Origin of the sequence: Winogradskyella algicola, assembly GCF_005869935.1 — a bacterium.
Taxonomy (GTDB): domain Bacteria; phylum Bacteroidota; class Bacteroidia; order Flavobacteriales; family Flavobacteriaceae; genus Winogradskyella; species Winogradskyella algicola.
Genome location: NZ_SZQF01000009.1, coordinates 94,021 through 117,337, shown reverse-complemented (window position 1 = coordinate 117,337; position 23,317 = coordinate 94,021). Strand labels below are relative to the sequence as shown.

The 23,317-nt window shown below is 33.4% G+C and carries 20 protein-coding genes; 12 read left to right on the top strand and 8 right to left on the bottom strand.

Features of this window, described 5'->3' with window-relative positions; translation table 11 throughout:
* Nucleotides 1-102 precede the first annotated feature (102 nt).
* From FC091_RS13835 to FC091_RS13810, 6 genes are all read left to right on the top strand, one after another.
* Entirely contained in the window at nucleotides 103-1,056 is a 954-nt protein-coding gene (locus FC091_RS13835) for a tetratricopeptide repeat protein (protein WP_138434851.1), read from the top strand.
* A gap of 116 nt (nucleotides 1,057-1,172) precedes the next feature.
* The gene (locus tag FC091_RS13830) at nucleotides 1,173-1,865 is read left to right on the top strand and encodes a TetR/AcrR family transcriptional regulator (RefSeq protein WP_138434850.1); all 693 of its coding nucleotides are present in this window, start codon (nucleotides 1,173-1,175) and stop codon (nucleotides 1,863-1,865) included.
* A complete protein-coding gene (locus FC091_RS13825) occupies nucleotides 1,852-3,513 on the top strand; it encodes a peptidase domain-containing ABC transporter (protein WP_138434849.1) in 1,662 nt (553 codons plus the stop codon). The genes FC091_RS13830 and FC091_RS13825 overlap by 14 nt, the downstream gene beginning before the upstream one ends.
* A gap of 11 nt (nucleotides 3,514-3,524) precedes the next feature.
* Nucleotides 3,525-4,880 (top strand): HlyD family secretion protein, encoded by a 1,356-nt coding sequence (locus FC091_RS13820; RefSeq protein WP_138434848.1) that lies wholly within the window; start codon nucleotides 3,525-3,527, stop codon nucleotides 4,878-4,880.
* Between the two features lie 3 nt (nucleotides 4,881-4,883).
* Nucleotides 4,884-6,290: a TolC family protein gene (locus FC091_RS13815; protein WP_138434847.1), complete on the top strand. Its 1,407-nt coding sequence runs from the start codon at nucleotides 4,884-4,886 to the stop codon at nucleotides 6,288-6,290.
* A 228-nt stretch (nucleotides 6,291-6,518) separates the two neighbouring features.
* Nucleotides 6,519-7,871: a UDP-N-acetylmuramate--L-alanine ligase gene (locus tag FC091_RS13810; protein ID WP_138434846.1), complete on the top strand. Its 1,353-nt coding sequence runs from the start codon at nucleotides 6,519-6,521 to the stop codon at nucleotides 7,869-7,871.
* A 107-nt stretch (nucleotides 7,872-7,978) separates the two neighbouring features.
* Here the strand turns inward: FC091_RS13810 and FC091_RS13805 are convergent, their stop codons facing one another.
* The 5 genes from FC091_RS13805 to FC091_RS13785 form a co-directional block, all read right to left on the bottom strand.
* Nucleotides 7,979-8,761 carry a hypothetical protein gene (locus tag FC091_RS13805; RefSeq protein ID WP_138434845.1) on the bottom strand — a complete coding sequence of 261 codons (783 nt, stop codon included), beginning with the start codon at nucleotides 8,759-8,761 and terminating at the stop codon, nucleotides 7,979-7,981.
* Between the two features lie 155 nt (nucleotides 8,762-8,916).
* On the bottom strand, nucleotides 8,917-10,977 hold the full coding sequence (locus tag FC091_RS13800; protein ID WP_138434844.1) for an ATP-binding protein: 2,061 nt from the start codon (nucleotides 10,975-10,977) through the stop codon (nucleotides 8,917-8,919).
* 111 nt (nucleotides 10,978-11,088) lie between these two features.
* The gene (locus FC091_RS13795; protein ID WP_138434843.1) at nucleotides 11,089-12,933 is read right to left on the bottom strand and encodes a PLP-dependent aminotransferase family protein; all 1,845 of its coding nucleotides are present in this window, start codon (nucleotides 12,931-12,933) and stop codon (nucleotides 11,089-11,091) included.
* A gap of 65 nt (nucleotides 12,934-12,998) precedes the next feature.
* Nucleotides 12,999-13,595, bottom strand: a complete 597-nt coding sequence (locus tag FC091_RS13790; RefSeq protein WP_138434842.1) for an FMN-binding negative transcriptional regulator — start codon at nucleotides 13,593-13,595, stop codon at nucleotides 12,999-13,001.
* 75 nt (nucleotides 13,596-13,670) lie between these two features.
* Nucleotides 13,671-14,114, bottom strand: a complete 444-nt coding sequence (locus tag FC091_RS13785; RefSeq protein WP_138434841.1) for a DUF1569 domain-containing protein — start codon at nucleotides 14,112-14,114, stop codon at nucleotides 13,671-13,673.
* 51 nt (nucleotides 14,115-14,165) lie between these two features.
* Here FC091_RS13785 and radC point away from each other — a divergent pair, with 51 nt between their 5' ends.
* The 5 genes from radC to FC091_RS13760 all read left to right on the top strand — a co-directional run bounded on the left by radC (nucleotide 14,166) and on the right by FC091_RS13760 (nucleotide 18,611).
* Nucleotides 14,166-14,864: a RadC family protein gene (radC, locus tag FC091_RS13780; protein WP_138434840.1), complete on the top strand. Its 699-nt coding sequence runs from the start codon at nucleotides 14,166-14,168 to the stop codon at nucleotides 14,862-14,864.
* Between the two features lie 114 nt (nucleotides 14,865-14,978).
* Entirely contained in the window at nucleotides 14,979-16,280 is a 1,302-nt protein-coding gene (locus FC091_RS13775; protein WP_138434839.1) for a polysaccharide deacetylase family protein, read from the top strand.
* Nucleotides 16,270-16,956: a YjjG family noncanonical pyrimidine nucleotidase gene (locus FC091_RS13770; protein ID WP_138434838.1), complete on the top strand. Its 687-nt coding sequence runs from the start codon at nucleotides 16,270-16,272 to the stop codon at nucleotides 16,954-16,956. The genes FC091_RS13775 and FC091_RS13770 overlap by 11 nt, the downstream gene beginning before the upstream one ends.
* Before the next feature lie 9 nt (nucleotides 16,957-16,965).
* Nucleotides 16,966-17,742, top strand: coding sequence for a hypothetical protein (locus FC091_RS13765; protein WP_138434837.1), 777 nt, complete (start codon nucleotides 16,966-16,968; stop codon nucleotides 17,740-17,742).
* Nucleotides 17,743-17,750: 8 nt separating this feature from the next.
* Nucleotides 17,751-18,611 carry a hypothetical protein gene (locus FC091_RS13760; protein WP_138434836.1) on the top strand — a complete coding sequence of 287 codons (861 nt, stop codon included), beginning with the start codon at nucleotides 17,751-17,753 and terminating at the stop codon, nucleotides 18,609-18,611.
* A gap of 10 nt (nucleotides 18,612-18,621) precedes the next feature.
* Here FC091_RS13760 and FC091_RS13755 read toward each other — a convergent pair whose 3' ends face one another.
* Complete coding sequence (locus FC091_RS13755) at nucleotides 18,622-19,899, bottom strand: replication-associated recombination protein A (RefSeq protein ID WP_138434835.1); 1,278 nt, start codon at nucleotides 19,897-19,899, stop codon at nucleotides 18,622-18,624.
* Between the two features lie 77 nt (nucleotides 19,900-19,976).
* Between FC091_RS13755 and FC091_RS13750 the strand changes: the two genes are divergently transcribed.
* On the top strand, nucleotides 19,977-20,744 hold the full coding sequence (locus FC091_RS13750) for a rhomboid family intramembrane serine protease (RefSeq protein WP_317128745.1): 768 nt from the start codon (nucleotides 19,977-19,979) through the stop codon (nucleotides 20,742-20,744).
* Between the two features lie 62 nt (nucleotides 20,745-20,806).
* Here the strand turns inward: FC091_RS13750 and rlmB are convergent, their stop codons facing one another.
* A complete protein-coding gene (gene rlmB, locus FC091_RS13745) occupies nucleotides 20,807-21,544 on the bottom strand; it encodes a 23S rRNA (guanosine(2251)-2'-O)-methyltransferase RlmB (protein ID WP_138434834.1) in 738 nt (245 codons plus the stop codon).
* A 24-nt stretch (nucleotides 21,545-21,568) separates the two neighbouring features.
* Nucleotides 21,569-23,254: a POTRA domain-containing protein gene (locus FC091_RS13740; protein WP_138434833.1), complete on the bottom strand. Its 1,686-nt coding sequence runs from the start codon at nucleotides 23,252-23,254 to the stop codon at nucleotides 21,569-21,571.
* Nucleotides 23,255-23,317: the final 63 nt, after the last annotated feature.

The window sequence follows — 23,317 nt, the reverse complement described above, 5'->3', positions numbered from 1 at the left end:
GATAAAGCGTTAAACGCTCATTTGGGTGAGTTAAGTTAAACAATTTGCGAGTGAACGCGCTCGTTATTAAATTGTATTTTTGTAAAAAAATAGAATTGAGCTATGAATAAATTTCTATTGATTTTCTTTTTGTCAACGTTTTGCTTTTCTCAATCTTCTAAAGAAAAGGCAAAGACATATCTGACAGAAAAGAATTACGAAAAGGCACAGCAAGAACTTACCAGCTTTATAGAGGCTAATCCTAGCGATATTGAAGCTATCGAGCTATTGGGAGATGCTTATGGTTACCAAAAAAAGTGGGATGATGCTATAGAGCAATATGAAAAGTTAAAGGACAATTACCCTAAAAATGCTAATTATCATTATAAGTATGGTGGTGCTTTAGGGATGAAGGCTCTTAGCATAAGTAAGATAAAAGCACTTGGGATTATTGGTGATGTAAAACGTGCTTTTTTAAAAGCAGCAGAACTAGACCCTAACCATATTGACACACGTTGGGCTTTGGTAGAGTTATATGTATCATTGCCAGGAATTATTGGCGGAAGTAACTCTAAGGCTCTTAAGTATGCTAATGAACTTCAAAACCTTTCTAAGGTTGATGGTTATTTGGCAAAAGGTTATGTTTATGAGTATGATGGCGAACCTGAATTGGCAGAAAAGTATTATAAATTGGCTATTAAAGTCGGTGGCTCAGTAACCTGTTATGACAAGCTAACCAATTTTTATGAGTCTAATCATCAACCTGAAAAAGCCATAGGAAACCTTGAGGAAGCACAACAAAAGCACCAACGCAACGCCATGCATTATCAGATTGGTAAAGTTTGTGCAGATTACAACGTTCAATTAGAGAAAGGAGAGAAATGCCTTAAGGCATATTTATCCAATCATTCTGCTAAGGATGGTGTGCCAAAAGCTTGGGCCTATTACCGTTTGGCACAAATCTACAAGCATAAAAAAAACAAATCCGAAGCCTTAAAGTGGATTGATAAAGCTATTGCTGGTTTGCCTGATATCAAGGTCTTTAAAGAAGAAAAGACACTCATTACCAAACTTTAAACAAAAACACATAAATTTTACTTATATGTTTTATTTAAAATATCAATAGCTTAAATATTTGTTAAAATCGCAATATTAATAGTGATACTATTATATTTGCAATTAAATATTTAGGCATGATCAATTTATTATCAAATATAAAGATTGCTGTTCCTGATAAGATTTTTATCAAGGACCCAGAGTCTTCAGACCTAGGAAAACGTATTATTGAACATGGTATTCTCCTTATTGACGAAATAGGATTCGATAATTTTACTTTCAAAAAGTTGGGTAACAAAATCGGTTCCAATGAAAGTTCTATTTATCGCTATTTTGAGAGCAAACATAAGTTACTTCTATACCTCACATCTTGGTACTGGGCTTGGATAGAATATCAAATGGTATTTGCAACGCACAATGTTCCCGATCATAATGACCAGTTATCAAAAGCAATTGAGGTTGTAACTAGAGAAATAAAAGAAGATGTCACTTACACACATATTAACGAAATAGTTTTAAACAGAATTATCATTAACGAATATTCTAAGTCTTATTTAACCAAAGAAGTTGATAGCGAAAATAAGGAAGGCTATTTTGTAGCTTACAAACGCGTAGTTACACGCCTAAGTGAGATAATAAGTAATGTAAATTCAGATTATGAGTTTCCTTCGAGTCTTGCTAGTACTGTAGTGGAGGGAGCTTTGCATCAACATTTTTTAAAAGAACATTTTCGCTCCATTACAGATTGTGGTAGTGATGTAACACCAACAGAATTTTTTCTTAACCTAACCCAAAAAGTATTAAAGACAGCATCAGATGGAACAAAATAAACCTATTTTAACTCCGTGGCAACGTTTTGTTGGGATTTTAAGACTCGAAAAAAAGGATTTGCTACAGGTCATTTACTATGCAGTTTTTTCAGGACTTATCAGTTTAACTTTACCACTAGGAATCCAGGCCATTATTAATTTAATTCAAGGAGCACAAGTTAGTACATCATGGGTTGTTCTTGTTGTATTAGTAACCTTGGGTGTTGCGTTTGTTGGTGTGCTTCAACTCATGCAAATGCGAATTATAGAAACTGTTCAGCAGCGTATTTTTATGCGTGCTTCGTTTGAGTTTACTTATAGGTTTCCAAAAATAAAAATGAATGAACTGCGCAATTACTATCCGCCAGAGTTGGCAAATCGTTTTTTTGATGTATTAACTGTACAAAAAGGTTTGGCAAAGTTGTTAATCGATGTGCCAGCAGCTGTATTACAGATTGTTTTTGCATTAATTCTCTTGTCGTTTTATCATCCGTTTTTTATAGCATTCGGTATTTTATTAATCATACTGATCTATGTAGTGTTTAAGTTTACCATTCAAAAAGGTATGGATACAAGTTTAAAGGAATCTAAAAAAAAATATATGGTTGCGCATTGGATACAAGAAGTTGCAAGGGCCATTACAAGTTTTAAGATTTCAGGAAGAACATCACTTGCTTTAGAGAAAAATGATAAATTGGTAGATGGTTATTTAGAAGCTAGAGAAAGTCACTTTAAAATTTTAGTAATCCAATTTATTCAAATGGTTGGTTTTAAGGTTATTGTTACAGCAGGATTATTACTCATAGGTGGACTTTTAGTATTGACTCAAGAAATGAATATTGGTCAATTTGTAGCTGCAGAAATCATCATTCTTTTAGTTATAGGTTCAGTAGAAAAATTGATTCTTGGTTTAGAGTCCTTTTATGATGTTTTAACCTCTTTAGAAAAAATGGGTCAGGTAGTAGATAAAAAGTTAGAACCACAAGATGGAATAAAGATAGATACTGCCGAAACCTTAAAAATAGAATTAGATAAAATTGCTTACAAAGTCCCTAATAGAGCAGTACCAATTCTTAACAATATAAGCATGGCAATAAACCCATCTAGTAGAATTTTGGTACAAGGGCCTAGTGGGTCTGGCAAGTCTAGCTTGTTAAGATTGATTTCTGGAATTATAGAGCCAACCAAAGGGAGAATTTTTGTTAATGATGAGTCGCTTCAAAATATCCATCTCAATAATTATAGGTCTTGTTTAGGTTTGTCATTGGCTGAAGAAACTCCATTTGAAGGTAGCATTAGAGATAATTTAACTTTAACCAATAAGGATATAACAGATCAAGAAATTAAAAAAGCTGTTGAAATCGTTGGTCTTAAAGAGTATCTGAAAGAAACAGAAAGAGGATTAGAAACTATCATTTATCCTGAAGGAAAACAGATGTCGTTTACAGTAGCCAAAAAGATAATTTTGGCAAGAGCGATACTTAAAAAACCAAAAGTATTAATTCTTGAAGAGCCTTTAGAGCATTTTGAGGCCACTGAAGCAAAACGAATCATCAAAGCATTAACTGCACCAGAACATCCTTGGGCAATTATTGTTGCTAGTTTTAACAACGATTGGCGAGAAGACTGTACAGATGTTATTAATTTAAATAATGGTGAAATTATCTAAAACAAAACGCTATGTTGAATATTTCAAAAAATCCATTAAATAAGACCGTTGACTTATCTGATTATAATTCAGGAAAGCGTGTTTTTGATAAATCTTACTACAAATACTTTAATAGATTCCTTGCGGCTTTTGCAATCATTGGTATTATCATATTGTTTTTGCCTTGGACTCAAAATATAACAGGCAGAGGTAATGTAACTACGCTTACGCCAGATCAAAGACCACAAACCATTCAATCTCAAATACCAGGAAGAATCGAAAAATGGTACGTTAGAGAAGGTGATCAGGTCAAAAAAGGAGATACCATAATGCAGATCTCCGAAGTAAAAAGTGAGTACTTTGATCCAAATTTGGTAGAACGTACAGCGCAGCAACGCGATGCAAAAGCATTTTCTGCAAAATCCTATGAGGAGAAAGCACGATCTGAAGATGTTAGAATAGGTGCACTCACAAATGAGCGAAAACTAAAGCTAGAGCAAGCTCAAAACAAACTATTACAGGCAAAATTTAAGGTTGAGGCAGATAGTATAGATCTTGAGGCAGCCGAAACCAATCTTAGAATTGCTCAAACCAAGTATAATCGTGCAGATACACTTTATCAAGATGGTTTTACAGCCTTAAAAAATGTTGAAGATGCACGGTTAAAGTTGCAAGAAACCCAAGCTAAACTAGTATCGCAAAAAAATAAACTCTTGGAGAGTAAAACTGAAGTTATCAATGCTAGGCTAGAAATTAATAGAGTAAAACAAGAATTTTCAGATAAGATATCTAAAGCGCAGAGCGAAAAATTTTCTGCACAATCAAATCAGTTTAGTACTGAGGCTGATGTTCAAAAGCTAGAAAATCAATATTCTAACTACAAAATTAGAAACAGCTTATTATTCGTTACAGCACCTTATGACGGTTTTATTAATAAAGCACTTCGAGGTGGTGTTGGTGTTACTTTTAAGGAAGGTGAAGAGCTTGTTGGTATTATTCCTGATAAGGTAGATTTAGCTGTAGAAACCTTTGTGGAGCCTATAGATTTGCCTCTAATCCATAAAGGTGAAAAAGTTCGTGTACAGTTCGATGGTTGGCCAGCTATTGTTTTTAGTGGTTGGCCAAATGTATCTTATGGTACATATGGAGCAGAAGTAGTTGCTGTAGAACGTTTTATTAGCGATAATGGTAAATTTAGAGTATTACTTAAACCAGATCCAGAAGATCACCCTTGGCCAGAGGATGTACGCGCAGGCTCTGGTGCCTTTACCATGGCATTGTTAGATGATGTGCCAATTTGGTTTGAATTATGGCGTCAACTTAATGGTTTTCCGCCAAATTATTACCAGCCACAAGATGGCGGAGCGTCCAAAAAAGCGAAGAAATAAGTCATGAAGTATTTAATACGTACAGCACTTTTTATTTGCATAGGTTTATCTGGTTTTGCACAGACAGACAGTATTGCTGAGGTTTTAAGATTTGATGAATACTTAGGCTATGTGAAAAAATTTCATCCTATCGTAAAGCAAGCCGAACTGGTGATTGACGAGAGCCAAGCTAAACTTTTAAAATCACGTGGTGCATTTGACCCCAAGTTTGAAGTAGACTACGATCGCAAAAAGTTTAAAGGCACTGAGTATTTCGACAAACTTAACGGTATGTTTAAAATTCCGACGTGGTATGGTATAGAACTTAAAGCCACGTTTGAAGAAAATTCAGGTGAATTCTTAGGGAGAGAATCCTTTGTGCCAGAAGACGGTTTGTATTCCGCAGGTGTAAAAGTACCTGTTGCCCAAGGACTATTAATTAACGATAGAATGGCATCGTTAAAACAAGCCAAGCTTTTTAGAGAGCAAGCAAAAGCAGACAGAGATATCTTTGTCAATAATATTTTGTTTGATGCCTCATTGGCATATTTCAAATGGTTACAAGCATATAATGAGCTTAAATTATTCGAAAATTTCTTAACCAATGCCCAATTACGATTTAGAGGTATAGAACGCGGTGCAGAGGTAGGTGAGCGTGCAGATATTGATGTTGTTGAAGCAAGAATTGCTATTAATCAACGTCGATTAAGTTTAGAACAATCCAAGGTGAAGTTGATGAAAGCATCATTAGAGTTGTCAACGTTTTTGTGGTTAGATAATAATATTCCTGTTGAGTTGCAACCTAATGTTATTCCAGATGTGAATTCTGAACCAATTGTAGATACTGCGTTTAATATTAGTCAGTTACGAGATAATGAAACTATCATAGATACGCATCCTAAAATGATTTCTTTAGACTATAAATTGCAAAGTCTAGAGGTTGATACAAGGTTAAAAGCTAATAAGCTCTTGCCAAAAGTAGATGTTGAGTATAACTTTATTACAGAAGTACCAGAAGTTGCACGTACATTCAACACAGCTGAGTATAAAGGAGGTTTAAATATTAGTTTTCCATTGTTTCTAAGAAAAGAACGCGGAGATTTAAGATTGGCAAAATTAAAACAGCAAGATACTGAGTTTGAAATTGACGCCACACGTGTTAATCTTCAGAATAAAATAAATGCCATTAGACAGGAGTTAGATTCTTACGTAATTCAGAATACACTTGCTGCAGATATGGTTACGGATTATTCTAGAATGCTCGAAGCTGAAGAGCGCAAATTTCAACTTGGGGAAAGTTCATTATTTTTGGTTAACTCACGTGAATCTAAACTTATTGATGGACAGCTAAAAGCTATTGAAGTACAATACAAGTTTTTTAGCACTAAGGCAAAGCTGTTTAATAGTTTAGCGGTAAATCCAGATCTTTAGTTTTCAGTTTTCAGTTTTCAGTCTCAGTAGTAGTACGTCAGTTCGAGTGATTTGTGAAGAATGAACAAATTGTATCGAGAACTCATCATAGAATTCACCTTACAAAATAGTTTACATTAGTTTGTTTTTTGAAGGTTAAAGGCTAGACTTTTGAGGAAAATAGTGTACTCTTAATTTTTTCTCATCTCTCATCTCTAATATCTCTTTTCTATAATTTATATTTGTTTTATGAATGTACATTTTATAGCTATAGGTGGTGCTGCAATGCACAATTTGGCATTAGCACTACACAATAAAGGATACAACATTACAGGAAGTGATGATACCATTTTTGACCCATCAAAATCACGATTAGAAGCTAAAGGCTTGTTGCCAGAAGCTTTCGGTTGGTTTCCTGAAAAAATCACAACAGATTTAGATGCTGTGGTATTGGGTATGCATGCCAAAGCCGATAATCCTGAGCTGTTAAAAGCCCAGGAATTAGGTCTCAAAATCTATAGCTATCCAGAGTTTTTGTACGAGCAATCTAAAAACAAAACCAGAGTTGTTATTGGTGGAAGCCATGGAAAAACAACGATAACCTCTATGATTTTGCATGTAATGCATTACCACGATAGAGATGTAGATTATATGGTTGGTGCACAGCTGGAAGGTTTTGATGTCATGGTAAAACTCACGGAAGACAATGATTTTATAGTTTTGGAAGGTGACGAGTATTTAAGCTCACCAATAGATAGACGCCCAAAATTTCACTTGTATAAACCGAATATTGCATTGTTAAGTGGTATTGCTTGGGACCATATCAATGTATTTCCTACGTACGAGAATTATGTGGAGCAGTTTAAAACCTTTGTAGATTCTATTGTTTTGGGTGGAAGCATTAATTACAATGAGGAAGATGAAGAAGTAAAACGTGTGGTTGAAGCTTCAGAAAACCAAATACGTAAAATTCCCTACCAAACACCAGAATATACTGTGGAAGATGGTGAAACCATATTGGAAACACCAGAAGGTCCAATGCCAATTGAAATATTTGGTGCTCATAATTTGAATAACCTTGCAGGTGCCAAATGGATTTGCCAGCATATGGGAATTGATGAAGATGATTTCTACGAAGCGATTTCTACCTTCAAAGGCGCGAGCAAGCGCTTAGAGAAAATAGCCGAAACTTCACAAAGTGTGGTTTATAAGGATTTTGCACATTCGCCAAGTAAAGTTGAGGCCACGACCAAAGCAGTAAAGGCACAATACAGCGACAGAACTTTAGTAGCTTGTTTGGAGTTGCACACCTACAGTAGCCTTAATGCCGAATTTTTAAAAGAATACAAAGGAGCGTTAGATGCTGCCGATGTTGCTGTAGTTTTTTATTCACCACATGCTGTGGAAATTAAGAAATTACAGGAAGTGACTCACGAGCAAATAGCCAATGCCTTTGAGCGCGATGATTTAATTATCTATACCAATCCAGAAGAATTTAAAGCCTTCTTATTCTCACAGAATTTTGATAACAAATCCTTGTTGTTAATGAGCTCTGGTAATTATGGTGGATTGGATTTTGATGCGGTGACAAAACTGTTTTAATGATTTTTGTCACCCTGAACTGTCACACTGAGCTTGTCGAAGTGTTGTTTCAGAAGTTCGCTGTTATTCCTGCAAAGGTAGGAATCTATTGGAGATTTATAATACACTCACCCAATCTTAGATTTTATTAAAAACAATAATATCAAAATATTAAGAGGTAATAACCACCAAACCCATTTGGTGTTGTTGTTTCCAAATATGTTGTTAGATATAAAACCATCCATCTTGTTGTAAAGTTTTGAGCTGGCTTCAACTTTATTACCGCTTGTAATTTCTTCTTTTAGATCTATCAACATACCAGCAAAAGGAATTTTACTGAGAATAAGGACGATTCCTTTTCGCAAAAACTTAGGTGTTTTTTTGTATCTGGAATTTACCATTTTACCGAAGTCTAAAGTTTTCTGCAATTGATTGTCAGATACCTTGCCTTTACCTTTAAATACGTGCTCGGTTTTATCAATAATGAGTTCGCTTATTTTGTGAAAGAGCGATGATAGATTTTCATAAATAACTCTCATGGTGTCAATAATAACGTACTGGTATGCTCTGTAAGAGGCATAAATAGTTACGGCAAGACCAAGTATAAAAACCAGAATAACAAACATAAGTTTGCCGAACTCAAAGTCCGTAGAGAAAAGCCGCTTTATAGCATAAAAAAACAAAATGGTATTAGATATGGCAAAAAGAAATAACACGGTAAAAAAACGCTTTACACCATTCACACCTAGTTTTCCCCCTTCTTTTATCAATCGCCATGGATGATTGAGTAGTTGCAGAAGTTTGTTGTTGTTTTCTTCGTTTTCCGGAAGGTTGTTGTATTCTATTTCAAACGCTTTTTCTTCACCACCATTTACTTGATAGCTACCATGAATTGAAAATTTCTTTTTCATCTGTATTGATTAGTCAATTTTTGTAAAAGGTCGTTTAATTTTTTGAAAAAGACAAAATCTTGCTGAAAGTTGGTTTGATGATGTGGGTTTTAGTAGATTTTTAGAAGTAAGCAAATCAAGGAATTACTCATAACCATCCTAAGTTTGTAATCTATTTAAATTAGGTTTAATTTGTCAAATAGTATTTTATTTCTCTGTTTCGCATCCTTTATTATTTTTTGAAAAGGCATTACTTCTACATAAGCTCGAGAAGTTCTGGTTTCATAAAACCTAAAATAACCTAAGCCATCTGGCGTAGGGTCAAAACTTTCGTAGTCTAAAATATTCTCAAGTGTTGGTGTTATGTCTGCAACTATATAACAGTAGAAAGGTGTATTTCTATCCGCTCTAATAGGCTTTCCGTTTTTCTTTTCCTTTCCTGCTATTATTTCCTCAACATATTTTCTTACTTGTTTTACTGGGTCTTTCTTGATATCGCCTTGCTTATAATCATCTCGTTCAGGTTTTTTAAATTCTACGATTGTGAATGACTCAAATGGAAACTTATCTTCTGAAAATAGTGTAGCATTCTCAAAGACTTCGCCTTGTTGAATTATTAAATCCATTCTCTTTTTAGAATCAGAATTAAGTTGGTCCACTTGTTTGAATAGCTTGTCAGATGCTAATAAGGAATTAAAAGTCAAACGTTCATCTAATAACCAAAGGTTTTGTTTGTCCGATGAAATAGTTTCGTTGGTTTCTCGAATAGGAAAAAATAAGCTATGAACTATATCTTCATTCGCAAATTTTTCGTTTTGATTCAATTCAATCAATTTGTCTAAAAGGTCAATAACTGAACGTCTATGAACTACATATCTTGCTAAGTCAGACTGTCCAATATCATTGAATTGAGACAGGAATTTGTCATATAGCTTTTTGTAATCCTCAAGCTGAGTGATGTCCTTTTCTTTGTCAATAAGTTCAACTCCTTCTTTTCGAACGTTTAGTTTCCATTCAGTTTCAATTTCGTAAAGTTTTATATCTAATTCTTGCTTAGATAAACCAACAGGAAGTTTTTTTACTTTCTCTAAGTTATTGCTAATGACATTAGTGTAATTAGGGAATTCCTCTTTTATTATTGGTAAATATTTATCCAACTTTTCTTTTCTTAGTTCGGTCAAGAAATTGCTTAATAATTTTTCTATAGAACTAATGGTGTTTTTACGAATTTTTGAGAGAGTTATTTCTTCTAAATCCTCGTTCTCATCATCTTCTTCCGTTGCAAAATAAAAGCCTGTTCTTGCTTCGTTAACGTTTTTGTCAAGAAAGTCTCCGACAACGAATATTTGAAAATAGAAACCATCTTCATTTTCTTGCCGTATTTTATATTTCAAATCCTCTAAATATTTGGCAACGTATTCATCTTTAACTGTGCGTTGATGTGCACAATAATGTATTTTGTGGCTTAATGCTTTTAAGGATTTAGATATAAAAACTTGAAATGATTGATTGGCTAGAGTAAATTCATCATTCAATATTTGAGTTTGAAATTCTCTATTGAATAATGATGTCAAATTTATTTCAGTATCGTCCTGATTTCTAATTATAATCTCAGGCTCAATTTTTTGGATAAAGTACAATTGGAAATGAGTAATTACTTGTCTTCCAATTTCCATCATTTCTTTGGTTACGTGCTTTTGGTATTTAAGTTCGTAATTCGATAAAATTATGTTTGTGCCTGTTTTTTTGTTTTTAGTGTCAAGATTTTCTTCATACTTATCAAAACCTTCCTTAGATTTTCGATAGTTAAATTTTCTAACTTTTAATGAACCGTTACTTTGATAAGTGCTGTCTGCAATAATTTTGTCGAATGCTTTGAGACAAACTAATCTTCCAACTCCTTTACCACCAATTTCTGCTTTTTTCTCTGAGTCAAATTCTGCAAATGACTGGATATTTTCATCATTTAGTCCAATTCCATTGTCGGTTACTGAGAATGAATTAATAGGATATTTTTCAATGTCTTCTAATTGCTTTAAAACCTCTTCACTTCCGTTTCGGATTATCTTTATTTCAATTCTTCCTTTGAAGTTAGGGTCATTTAATTCAACCTTTTTTTCGTCTATTGCGTGAATAGAATTACTTATTATTTCAAATAGTGGATAAAGAGCTTTGGTTTTCGGCAAGTATAGCTTCTTAACTCTATTTCTAAGATTGGTTGAACTATTTGGTCTCATTAATTTTTCTAAGTTTTTTCGGTATTGCCTACAACTTTAATGATATGAGTCTATTTCAATGACTTTTATCAGACGATAGCCAAGTTCGTTTAAATTTTTGAGAAAGGCAAACTACAAACTCTCAACAAAATCTAAAAACACAGCCTTATGCTTTTCTAAATCTAAATCTGGTGAAACCGCAACTCTGGCAATATAATCTTTGTCTCCTTCCTTGGTTGTACCTTGTGTTGAGGTCGCAGGAATCGTCCAATAACAACCCTTTAGTTGTCCATAACTTACACAGTATTTGCTTTCGGTAGGAATTTCAGTAATCATCAAATTGATTAATCTAAGATTTAAAGCACGTTTGTAAGTTTCGCGTTCTTCTTCTGTATTACCTTTTGTTGGTAAGTCTAACGAAAAAACGGATGGTGTAAAGCCTTCAGCAGCTAATGCTTCTGAAACAAAGTTAATTTTAGCATCTGGTAATACCTCGTGAATATAACTAACAAAAGCTCTTGTATTTATATAAGCGTTTGCAATACGTGTTAACATTGATGGCATTTGGGTAGCCAAAATTTGGTATTGCAAAGCTGTAGCTTCGTTATCGCAAAGTTCTAAATGTCTGGCTATTGATTGAATTAAATATTCAGCTTTTGCATTGGCAACTGCATAACCAGCAGTACATTTTCCACCACTAGGAAACTTTGAGCCACTAACGTAAGCAATGGTTTTTACATTAGAGAGTATGCTGTCATCACCCAAAAACTGCACGTTAGGACAAAATGTTTGATCTAAAATAAACACAGGTGCAATGGCAGTTGAGCCATTTGAAGTTTGGCGCACTTTGCTTATTGCTGCATTGAGTTGCTCTAAATCCGGAACTTCGACACGAGGATTTGTTGGTATTTCGGCAATTATGTATGGTATAGCATCGGCTTCAGCCAGTTGCGTTAATACTTTTTCTACGCTATTTACCATATCGTTGTCACCATCAACTGGCAAGTCAACAATTTCCACATTATCTAGACAAGCAGCAACACGTCTGGCTTGGTCGTTTGTACCTCCATAACAGTTTGGTGGTACCACAAATTTTATGGCTTTGCCAGGATGCTCTTTTTGAGCGTTGTCTATCAATCCCATCATAATGGCATACTGCATAGACAATCCGCTAGAAGCTACTAAAGCTTCGCCAGAAGTCGCGTTAATTTCATTAATAATAGATTTTACTTTGGCTTTGTGAGTAGCTGTATCTAATTGCTGAGGTGAAAAAGAAGTTTCAGTAGTGTAGGCTTTTAAAGCCACCAAACAATTAGCTGGAGTCATAGCAATAGTTTCGCGACGTCTTACATGTTGAATTTCTGAAATAAAACTCGTTTTTGCTTCACCAGAAATTAACAATACACTACCTAAATCTTCATAAAGATTGACATAAAAATCAATAGCATTATTTTGAAGATTAGCAGCAACAGTTTGATGTTTAGAAATTAGAATTGTTGAACCATCAAAGGCTTCAATAGAATCAAGATTTTCAATGTATTCAACTTCAAAATTGTAGTTGTATACCGATTTTAAAGCGTCTGGGTTAAAGCGTTTTGGTAAATCTTCAGTATACAAAATGCGTGTGGCTCTTCGTTCTAAAAGATTAGTGCGTAAGATGGCTAAAATAGGCATGGTTTCCGAAGAAAAACTAATCACATGTTCTGCATTGAGACCATTAAGTTTGGCAATAGTCCATTCTAAAACCGAAGACAGCGGATGGCCGAGTCTTATATAATCATAAGCTGTTGGTAATTGGCTTAAGGATTCGGTACTGGAATCTTTAGATTTATAAAGATTTTCAAATTGCGCTATAAATTGCGTTTTTGCTAATTTTTCGTTGTAAATGTCTAAGCGATGAGTTGTTAAATTTAACCAATCGCTAGGTATATTTTCTACAGTGTTTTTTATGTAATTCAGCATTTGAAAATCTTTCATGTATTCCTTTTTCTTTTGGCTTACAAAGATACATTAGTCGAGAGTTCTTCAAAAGCTTACTTAGATTAGTTTGTGTTAAAAACTTTATTCAAAAACTCGCGAATACTTTCTTGATTAGCTCTGATTAATTCTTCACGAGCTGCTACCATATCACTCGTTTTTTTGTCTTGAGAGAGTTTAAATTTTCCTTCCCAATGTGTAATGTCTATTTCAAACATTTTAATGTAATTGAGATTAGCGTGTAGGCGAGGATTATCTGGATCTAAAATGTATTTTGGGTTTGGATTTTCTAAAAACTCAGTCATTGTAATTAAAGACTGTTTTAAGGAGTCTTTATCTTCAATTGCAGTTACTTTCCCTTTGAGGTGAACTCTGATATAATTGTATGTTGGTAATTGTGTAGTGGAATACATACTTGGCGAAATGTAGCATTGCGGTCCGTAAAATAGTACTATGATATCGTTGTTGTCTTTTAAATATTCGGTTTGTGGATTGTAAATATCAATATGTCCAATTAGTTTCCCGTTTTCATAAATTAAAGGAAGATGTGTTATTAAAGGTGTATTATCCACAACCGAAATGATGGTTGCTAAAGGGTAGGCTTTAATAACTTCTATGATGTGATCTTTATCTGAATCTTGGTGGTGCTTTGGAGGGTACAAACGATTTACGATTTACAATTATTGATTTAAGAATTACGATTTTTGCCTACTGCCTACTGCTTACTGTCTACTGATTTATACACCAAATTGCTTTAAATGATGATCTAAATGTTTGTACTGCATTTGTCCCCATTGTTGAGCCGTAAAATACCCAAAAGCAGGATGCGGATTCCATTCCGATTTATCTTTATGAGCGTAGGTTTCATCCAATAAAGCTTCGAGTTTGGCTTTTTCTATGCTAAAGTCTTTAGTGTCCTTGGTTTTAAGAAATTTAGCTGTCGGTAGTCCCTTTTTCCAGGGTTTGTCATTGTACAATGATTTTTTAAAAAACACTTTTGCAAGCCAACTTGGCTTCATGCCATAGTTCTCTTTTTCCAATATGATATTTAATGGTCCTTGACAATGCCAAACCATCTGGCCAACATTCATTTTTCCCCAATTCGCTTCGGCATTTTCGTTAAGGTTTTCTAGTCGGCTTTTTATGTCGTTATAAGCGTTTTCTTCAAAAATAGATTGCATAATTATTGATTTAAATAGACGCTTAAAGTTACAATTTTTTATCTTTAGAGCATGTCTGAAAATTCAAGTTCATTCTCTATAAAAAACTGGTCTCAAGACGATCAGCCCAGAGAAAAATTAAGAGATAAGGGTAAGTCTGTACTTTCGGATGCCGAACTGGTTGCCATCTTAATTGGTTCTGGAAGCAGAGAAGAAAGTGCAGTTGATCTGTGTAAGCGCATATTAGCCAGCGTAGATAATAATCTAAATGCTTTAGGGAAATTATCGATTAAACAATTAATGGAATTTAAAGGTATAGGAGAGGCTAAAGCCATAACCATAGCTGCGGCTATGGAATTGGGTAGAAGAAGACGATTAGAAGATGCTGTACAGTTAGATAAAATAACATCGAGCCGTTCTGTGTTTGATTTAATGCAACCTATAATTGGCGAATTGCCTCATGAAGAATTCTGGATTCTTTATTTGAATAATTCTAATAAGGTCATTCAAAAAAATCAGTTGAGTAAAGGTGGTATAACAGGTACTTTAGTAGATGTGAGACTGGTGTTAAAATCTGCTTTAGAAGTAGGAGCAACAGCTTTAATACTATGTCACAATCACCCTTCGGGTACTTTAAAGCCAAGTCAGGCTGATAAGGATGTAACACATAAATTAAAGACAGCTGCCCAGAGTTTGGATATAAAAGTTTTAGATCACTTAATTATAACAGAGAACACCTATTTTAGTTTTGCAGATGAGAGTATTCTGTGAAGATTAAATTCAAAAATCAAATACTAAATTCCCAGATTTTAAAATCAGAGCTAATATTTTGATTATTGGCTTTGGAATTTGTTACTTTTATTTTTTTGGAATTTGCTGCGCTTCATGCTATTAGTTTACACACATAAAATTACGCCACGTCTTACGTATACCTTTAAGCATATTTGTAAACGTATTTTGGGCTTAGATGTAAAGTTTACCTCTAAGGTAGAAGATTTTATAGCGCATGATAGCCTTAAGATGTCTTACACTAAGCAGCCATTGAGTAATGAGTTGTTTGTTCGTAGTCATTATTTATTGTACGAAAGTGGTATTTCAGATTTAGATATTAGCGTACAGCAATGGGAAAATACCAAAGGCTTTTTTCCAACAGGAGAACGTAGCGATTTAGCTTTCGACATATTTGCAGCTTCATTCTACTTACTAAGTCGATATGAAGAGTATTTACCACATGTAAAGGATGACTTTGGAAGATTTACGGCAAAAGAAAGTCTGGCATACAAACATCGGTTTTTAAGCCAGCCAGTCATAGATATTTGGGCATATAAGCTTAAAGATGTACTGCAAGAGCGTTTTCCAGAATTTGTTTTTCCTGATCGCAACTATAAAGTGCAGCCAGTTATAGATGTACCAATGACGTATTACTTTCGAAAAAAAGGGTTGTTGCGTACTATTGGAGGTACTTTAGCAGATATAGGCAGATTTAGATTTAAGCAATTGTATCAACGTTACTCTGTGCTTATGGGTTTTAAACGCGATCCTTACGATACATTTAAGTGGATTATTACCAAGCAAAAACAATGCGATTTTAAGTTCATGGTTTTGTTTTTAATAGGAGATTATTCTACCTACGATAAAAACATCAGTATTAATAAAAAGGAATTTGTGTCGCTCATAAAGTCTGTTGCGGATTATTGTAATGTAGGATTAAAAGCCTCTTATTTTGCTTTAGAAGACATTTCGATTTTAAAGAAAGAAAAGTTGAAAATGGAAGCAGTAACCAATAGAGATTTGCAAGCTGTTAGGCATTCCTTTTCAAAACTAAACCTACCGCAGTCTTATAGAAATTTGGTTGAATTAGAAATTCATCAAGATTATACAATGGGTTATATAGATACGCTTGGTTTTAGGGCAGGCACATGCACACCATTTCAGTTTTATGATCTCGATTTCGAAGTGCAAACACCATTACAGATCAATCCTTATCATTGCTTAGATTTTGCGTTATTAAAGTATCAATCAGAGTTAGATAAAAAAGAACATTTACAAAAGCTAATCAAAGAAGTTAAAGAAGTTAATGGTACATTTACACCAGTATTTCATAACTATACATTTAGTAATCTAGAACGTTGGGAAGGTTTTAGATCGCTTTTTACATTAATATTAGATTCGGTAGATGAGGGATAAAATAAAGCATGTTTTTTTTGATTTAGATCATACCCTTTGGGATTTTGATAAGAACTCTGGATTAACATTCGAGAAGATTTTTAAACTCAATAGCTTAGATGTTAATCTTACAGCTTTTTTAGAAGTTTATGAACCCATAAACCTACAATATTGGAAACTCTACAGAGAAGAAAAAGTAACTAAGTCAGCATTGCGCTATGGTAGGTTGAGAGAAGCATTTAATGCTATAAATGTTGAGGTGGAAGATGACATGATAAATCATCTATCTGTTGCCTACATAGATTATTTAACAACATTCAATAATTTGTTTGAAGGTACATTAGAAATTCTTAATTATTTAAAAGATAAGTACCACCTACATATTATTACCAATGGTTTTGAAGAGGCTCAAGAACGAAAGATGAATAATGCGAACATAAGAGATTATTTTAAGACCGTAACCAACTCTGAAATGGTTGGTGTAAAGAAGCCTAATCCTAAGATTTTTAATTTTGCATTAAACATCGCAAATGCCAGTTCATCAAATAGTGTAATGATTGGAGATAGTCTTGAAGCGGATATCGAAGGCGCTAATAATGTAGGAATGGAAACCATTTATTTTGACTACAAAAATTTGAATGATTCTAATGGATATAAAAGAGTAACAACCCTAAATTCGATTAAGAATTATCTTTAATAGTATATAATGAAAAAATTTATAATCACGTTTGTGCTATTTCTTAGTATTGTATTTACCGCAATAGCGCAAAAGACAATCGATAATTATCAGTATGTAATTATACCATTGAAGTATGATTTTTTAAGTGAAAAAGACCAATATCGTTTAAACACATTAACTAGGTATTTGTTTAAAGAAAAAGGTTTTATTGCTTTGTTTGATGCAGAAGAATTTCCAGAAGAGATTAACAAAGATAGATGTGAAGCACTGTATGCAAACGTTGAAAAAATCAAAGGAGGTCTTTTTGCAACAAAGTTAGAAATTGTTTTAAAAGATTGTTTTGGTAAAGAAGTGTTTAGAACCGAAACTGGTTCTAGCCGAGAAAAAGATTTTCAAAAAGCATACAATGAAGCGGTAAGAAATGCTTTTTCTTCAATAGAAAATATGGATTATGAATATCAACCAGTGGATGCTGAAGTAGAAGAAAAAAATGAAAAAGTAATTGAAAATAATGCGGATATTGACAAAGTGGAAACTAAAACAAAAGATATTGAGAATTCAATTTCAGACAATGAGTCTGATGAGTCTATGGATTTAACCCTCTATGCACAAAAAAAACCTCATGGTTATCAGCTTGTAGATGCATCGCCTAAAATAGTGATGCAACTTTTAAATACAAGTGCAAAAGACATTTTTCTTGTAAAAGAGAATAAAGCGATAGTTTTTAAAGAGGATAATAAATGGTTTTATTATGAGAATGATAACGGAAAGATTATTGAGAAGGAACTTAAAATTAAATTTTAAATAGCAACATGAAAAGAATTATTTTTTTTGTCATTATAATTTGTTCAATCAAAATTACTTTTGCACAGACAGATATCAATAACTACAAATATTTAATAATACCTGTTCAATTTGAATTTAAAAAAGGTAAAAACCCACTTAAGTTAAGTACATTAACACGTTATTTGTTCAATAAGGAGGGGTTTACAACTTATTATGAAGGTGATAAACTTCCAGATGACTTATTTAAGGATCGCTGTTTGGCGAGTTATGCACAAATAGTTGAGTTAAAGGAAGGATTTAGAATGACAAGGTTGAAAATCTTACTAAAGGATTGCAAGGATAATATCATATTTGAATCTGTTGTAGGTGACTCTGGTGAAAACAACCATGAAAAAAGATATCATGAAGCATTAAGAGAAGCATTTACTTCTATTGAAAGTTTAAACTACAACTATAAACCTGAGATAGAGAAAAATAGTAATGATTATGAGCAAAATAATAATGTTGTGAGCATTAGCGAAAAGCCTAAATCTTCAGAGAAGGTTTTGAATGAAGAAAAAATTGAAGAAACATCAGAAAAAACTGAGGTAACATTGATGGATTCAGAATTAAGTGCCGATTCTAATACTGAAGAAAGTAATAAATACAAAAATGAAGAGCAATCAGAAAATATAGATATAATCTTTTATGCTCAAGAAATAGAAAATGGATTTCAATTAGTTGATGATGTCTCAAATAAAATAATGGTTTTGTTAAAAACTGCTAAGTCTAATTTATTTATTGTTAAAGGTAAAGATGCAATAGTTTACCCAGAAAACGGAAAATGGATTTATTCAGAAGCCACAGAAAAAGATTACGATAGTTACCCTATAAATATCAAGTTCTAACAACCCAATACTAATAACCATATTTCTCTTTCCAACGTGCTTTTAAAAATTGACGTTGGGCGTTTTCACGAGTATTATTTCCTGGATTGTAGAGTTGAGTGTTTTTTATTTCGTCTGGTAAAAATTCATGCTCAGCAAAATTATTTTCGTAATTGTGAGCATACTTGTATTCATCGCCATAACCGAGTTCTTTCATCAGTTTTGTTGGAGCATTTCTAATAGATAAAGGCACTGATAAATCACCGGTTTCTTTAACGAGGTGTAGTGCTTTATTAATAGCGTCGTAAGCAGCATTGCTCTTAGGAGAGCTTGCTAGATACGTGGCACATTGGCTCAAGATAATTCGAGATTCTGGATTACCAATTACAGAAACCGCCTGAAAGGTATTGTTTGCAATAACCAAAGCTGTTGGGTTGGCATTACCAATATCTTCACTTGCTAAAATTAATAAGCGTCTGGCAATAAATTTTACATCTTCACCACCTTCAATCATACGCGCTAAATAGTAAACAGCAGCATTTGGGTCACTACCTCTAATGGACTTTATAAACGCTGAAATGATATCATAATGTTGTTCTCCGGTTTTGTCGTATCGAGCTGCTTTGCTTTGCACTTGTTTTGTAACCAGTTCGTTGGTAATTACAATTGGTTCCTTTTCAAAAGAGGTAACTAATAATTCAAAAATATTAAGCAGTTTTCTGGCATCTCCACCAGAAAACCTTAGTAGTGCTTGTGTTTCTTTTAGTTCTATCTTTAATTTAGATAAAACTTCATCTTCAGACATGGCACGTTTAAGCAGCGCTTCTAAATCGTCTTTGCTAAAAGCATTTAAAGTATATACCTGACAACGTGAAAGTAATGCGGAAATAACTTCAAAACTTGGGTTCTCTGTAGTGGCTCCAATTAAGGTTACCCAACCTTTTTCTACAGCTTCTAATAAAGAATCTTGTTGCGATTTGCTAAACCTGTGAATCTCATCAATAAATAAAATAGGATTTTTAGCCGTGAATAGTCCTCCGCTTTTTTTAGCTCTATCAATAACATCTCTAATATCCTTAACTCCAGAGTTTATGGCGCTCAGCTTAAAAAATGGTCGCTCAGACTCATTAGCAATAATATTAGCCAAAGTAGTTTTTCCAATTCCTGGTGGTCCCCAAAGTATCAGCGAAGGTATAACACCACTCTTTATTTGGTTGTAGAGCATACCGTTTTTACCTACCAAATGTTGTTGGCTTAGATAGTCGTTTAGGGTCTTTGGCCTTAAGCGTTCTGCTAATGGAATATTCATAAATCAAAATTACAAAATGAGAACTTAACGATGGTGATTATGACAATATTTCATACAATGCTTTTTTGGTTTTAAATTTGAAGAAGGTATTAGAAAATAATACAATGTCTAAGCAACAATTCAAATTTTCAAATGGTGTCATTATCTATCCGGTTTTGATGTTGCTTGCTGTGTGGTTGGTATTTTGGTATCAGACAACTGTTGATTATGGTATAAAGTCGTATGGTATAAGACCGCAAAAAGTTGAAGGCTTACTGGGTGTTTTTACAAGTCCGTTTTTGCATGGAGATTTAAATCATTTGTATAACAACTCATTTCCGTTATTGATTTTATCACTTGCTTTGTTTTATTTCTACAACAAAATAGCATGGAAGGTGTTAGGTTTTGGAGTTTTGCTTTCAGGATTTTTAACTTGGCTTATTGGGAGTTCAGGAAATCATATAGGAGCAAGTGGACTTATCTACGTGTTGTTTAGTTTTATCTTTTTTAAAGGCATTTTTGCTAAACACTACAGGCTGATTGCTTTATCTTTAGTTGTGATTTTTATATACGGAAGCATGATTTGGTATGTGTTTCCTATAAAACAGGGAATGTCTTGGGAAGGACATTTAGGCGGTCTTATAACCGGATTGTTATTTGCATTACTCTTTAAAAATAAGATTGCAAAACCTGAACGTTACGCATGGCAACAACCAGAATATAATGAAGAAGATGATCCTTTTATGAAGCATTTTGATGAAAATGGAAATTTTATAGAATCCTTACCAGAAGAAGCTATTGATCAAGAGATAGAAACTGAACAGTCGACTCAGATAAATTATATTTTTAAGAAGAAAGATGATTAGTTTTTTCAGTAGAAAAAATGAGTTTCACTAACTACTAACTACTAACTACTAACTACTAACTACTAACTACGTTGCCTTACAGCTTCATACAAAAATGCACCACAAGCTACAGAGACATTTAGGGATTCAATTTCTCCCAAAATAGGAAGCTTTGCTTGCTCATCAACCACCTTTAATACTGAAGGATTTATACCTTTTCCTTCAGAACCCATAATAATGGCACAAGGTTCTTTGAAGGAAACATCGTAAATAAAATCATTGGCCTTTTCGGTGGCAGCAATAACTTTTATTCCAGAAGACTGCATGTGAAAAACAGCATCTTTAATATGGTCTACCTTGCAAATCGGAATTTTAAAAATAGCGCCTGCACTAGTTTTAATGGTATCTCCATTAATAGGAGCACCACCTTTTTTCTGAATGATGATTCCCGAAACACCTGTGCATTCTGCTGTCCTTACAATAGCGCCAAAATTTCTAACATCACTAAGTTGATCTAGAAGTAGAAATAGAGGTGTTTTTCCAGATTCTATAACATTTATAACTAAGTCGTCTATATCATGAAACTCAATTGGAGAGATGTTGGCAACCGCTCCTTGGTGATTTCCTCCTTTGCTCAGTCGGTTTAGTTTTTCAACAGGTACGTAAGATGAATTAATACCTTCAGAGCGAAGTAAAGCTTCAAATTCTTGAAAGAGTTCACCCTTTAAACCTTTTTGAACAAATATTTTATCTATAGTTTCGTTAGACTTTATAGCTTCAATAATAGCTCTAATGCCGAATATGGTTGTTTCGTTTTTCATCGGTGTAAAGGTAGATAATAGATTTTAAAAAGTAGCAGTTAAACTCACATGAACTTTAGAGTCTGATAACCTAAATTGTCTGTTTTCAGATTTTCCGCTAGAATAGTTTAATCTAAAAAGACCAGCGTTTGTAAGAAGCCCTAAACCAAATCCAAAACCAAATAGTTTTTCCTTGGTATCTGTAATTTGATTTTCAAAATAAGCAGCATCTAAAACGGAGTGAACATAAATGCTGTTACTTAATCTATACCTATATTCGGTATTCACTACACCATAAAGATTTGCAACAAGACTGTTTTCTTCAAACCCTCTAATAGAATTTATACCGCCAAATCTAAAAAGTTCATTATCTAAATAATCATCAGAAGTTAAGATGGCGCCATTAATCCTTGTGTAGATACTATTTTTAGGGTTTAGATTAAATATTTTATAGGAGTCTATATTAATGACGGTCTGGTTTTGATTGCCTAAATTATTCTCTCTATCTCCAAAACCTGTTGAAAAATCTAACCAAAAGTTTATGGGGAAAAGTGGGTCGTAAAATTGAGGCTTTGTAAAATTGTAACCTAAAGTATAATAATTGGTTGTATAATCATTTAAGATTGTTGTGTCAGAATCTAATAGGTTAGTGGATTTAGTTGAAGAAATGCCAGCTGCAATACGATGCTGGGAATTAATCTGATAATTAATTTTTACATACTGCTTGGCATTAGAAAAAGTAGTGTCCTTTCTAAAAATATTGAGACCAGCTTGTAAGCCAATTGGCGAACCAAATAGATAAGGTAAATCTGTATCAACTCTAAAAGTTTGTTGGTCTATCTCATCGCTTTTATAGAATAAGTTTATGGTCTCTCCATAATTAAGGTTGTTTATTAAACGCAAGTCTAGATAACCATCAAATTCAATTTTGTTAGTGTTTTCATTGGTGCCAAACCCAAGGAATCCATCAAAGTTATTAGTACGCGTTTTTTCTATGTATAAATATAAAGTAGTTGAATCTTTTGTAAATAAAACTTCAGGCTCTCTTATTATATTAGCAAAGCGTAAATCTTCTATTAGTTCTACCTTTTCTTTTATTTCATTTAAGTTGAAAGTATTTCCTTTTTTTAGTCTTAAAAAACGTTTAATGTAGGATTTTGGAAACTTCTCATAGCCTTTAACAACAATCTTATCAATCCGTCTTTTTTGATTGGTGACAATTTTGAGTTCTGCAGAAATTAAATCAGGACGCTCTTTGATGATGTTAACAAGTTGTATTGTGGAAAAGGGATCGCCCTGTTCGGCAATTTTAGAGTTAAGCGTGTGCAAAGAGTTTTCTAATTCCGCTATATTAATTTCAAAGGAATCTTCGGTAAGCTTATGGTTAATAAAATTTAGAAAGTCATCATTAAAATTCTCATCGTATTTAATCTTAATTTGCTCAATTTTTTTGCCTAAGAATAAAAATGCTTTAAAAAGAGTATCGCTTTTTCTGATGATACTATCAATAGTTGTATCAATGTAACCTGATCTGGCAAGTTTGTCTTTTAATTTATTTAATTCATTTTCAAGACCATTGTAATTATCAAAGGTTTTAGAATAGTTAATAGAGTCTATGGTTTTTGTTTTTATTTCATTCTCACCTTGAATATTTAAGCGTAACGATTGACTAAAAACCTGATGAGACAAAGCCAATAGGAGAAGTAAAATATAATGACGAATGTTTGGCATTAAATTAAAATGAAATAACTGAAAAGATAACGTAAAAATAGATCATTATATATATGTATAAAA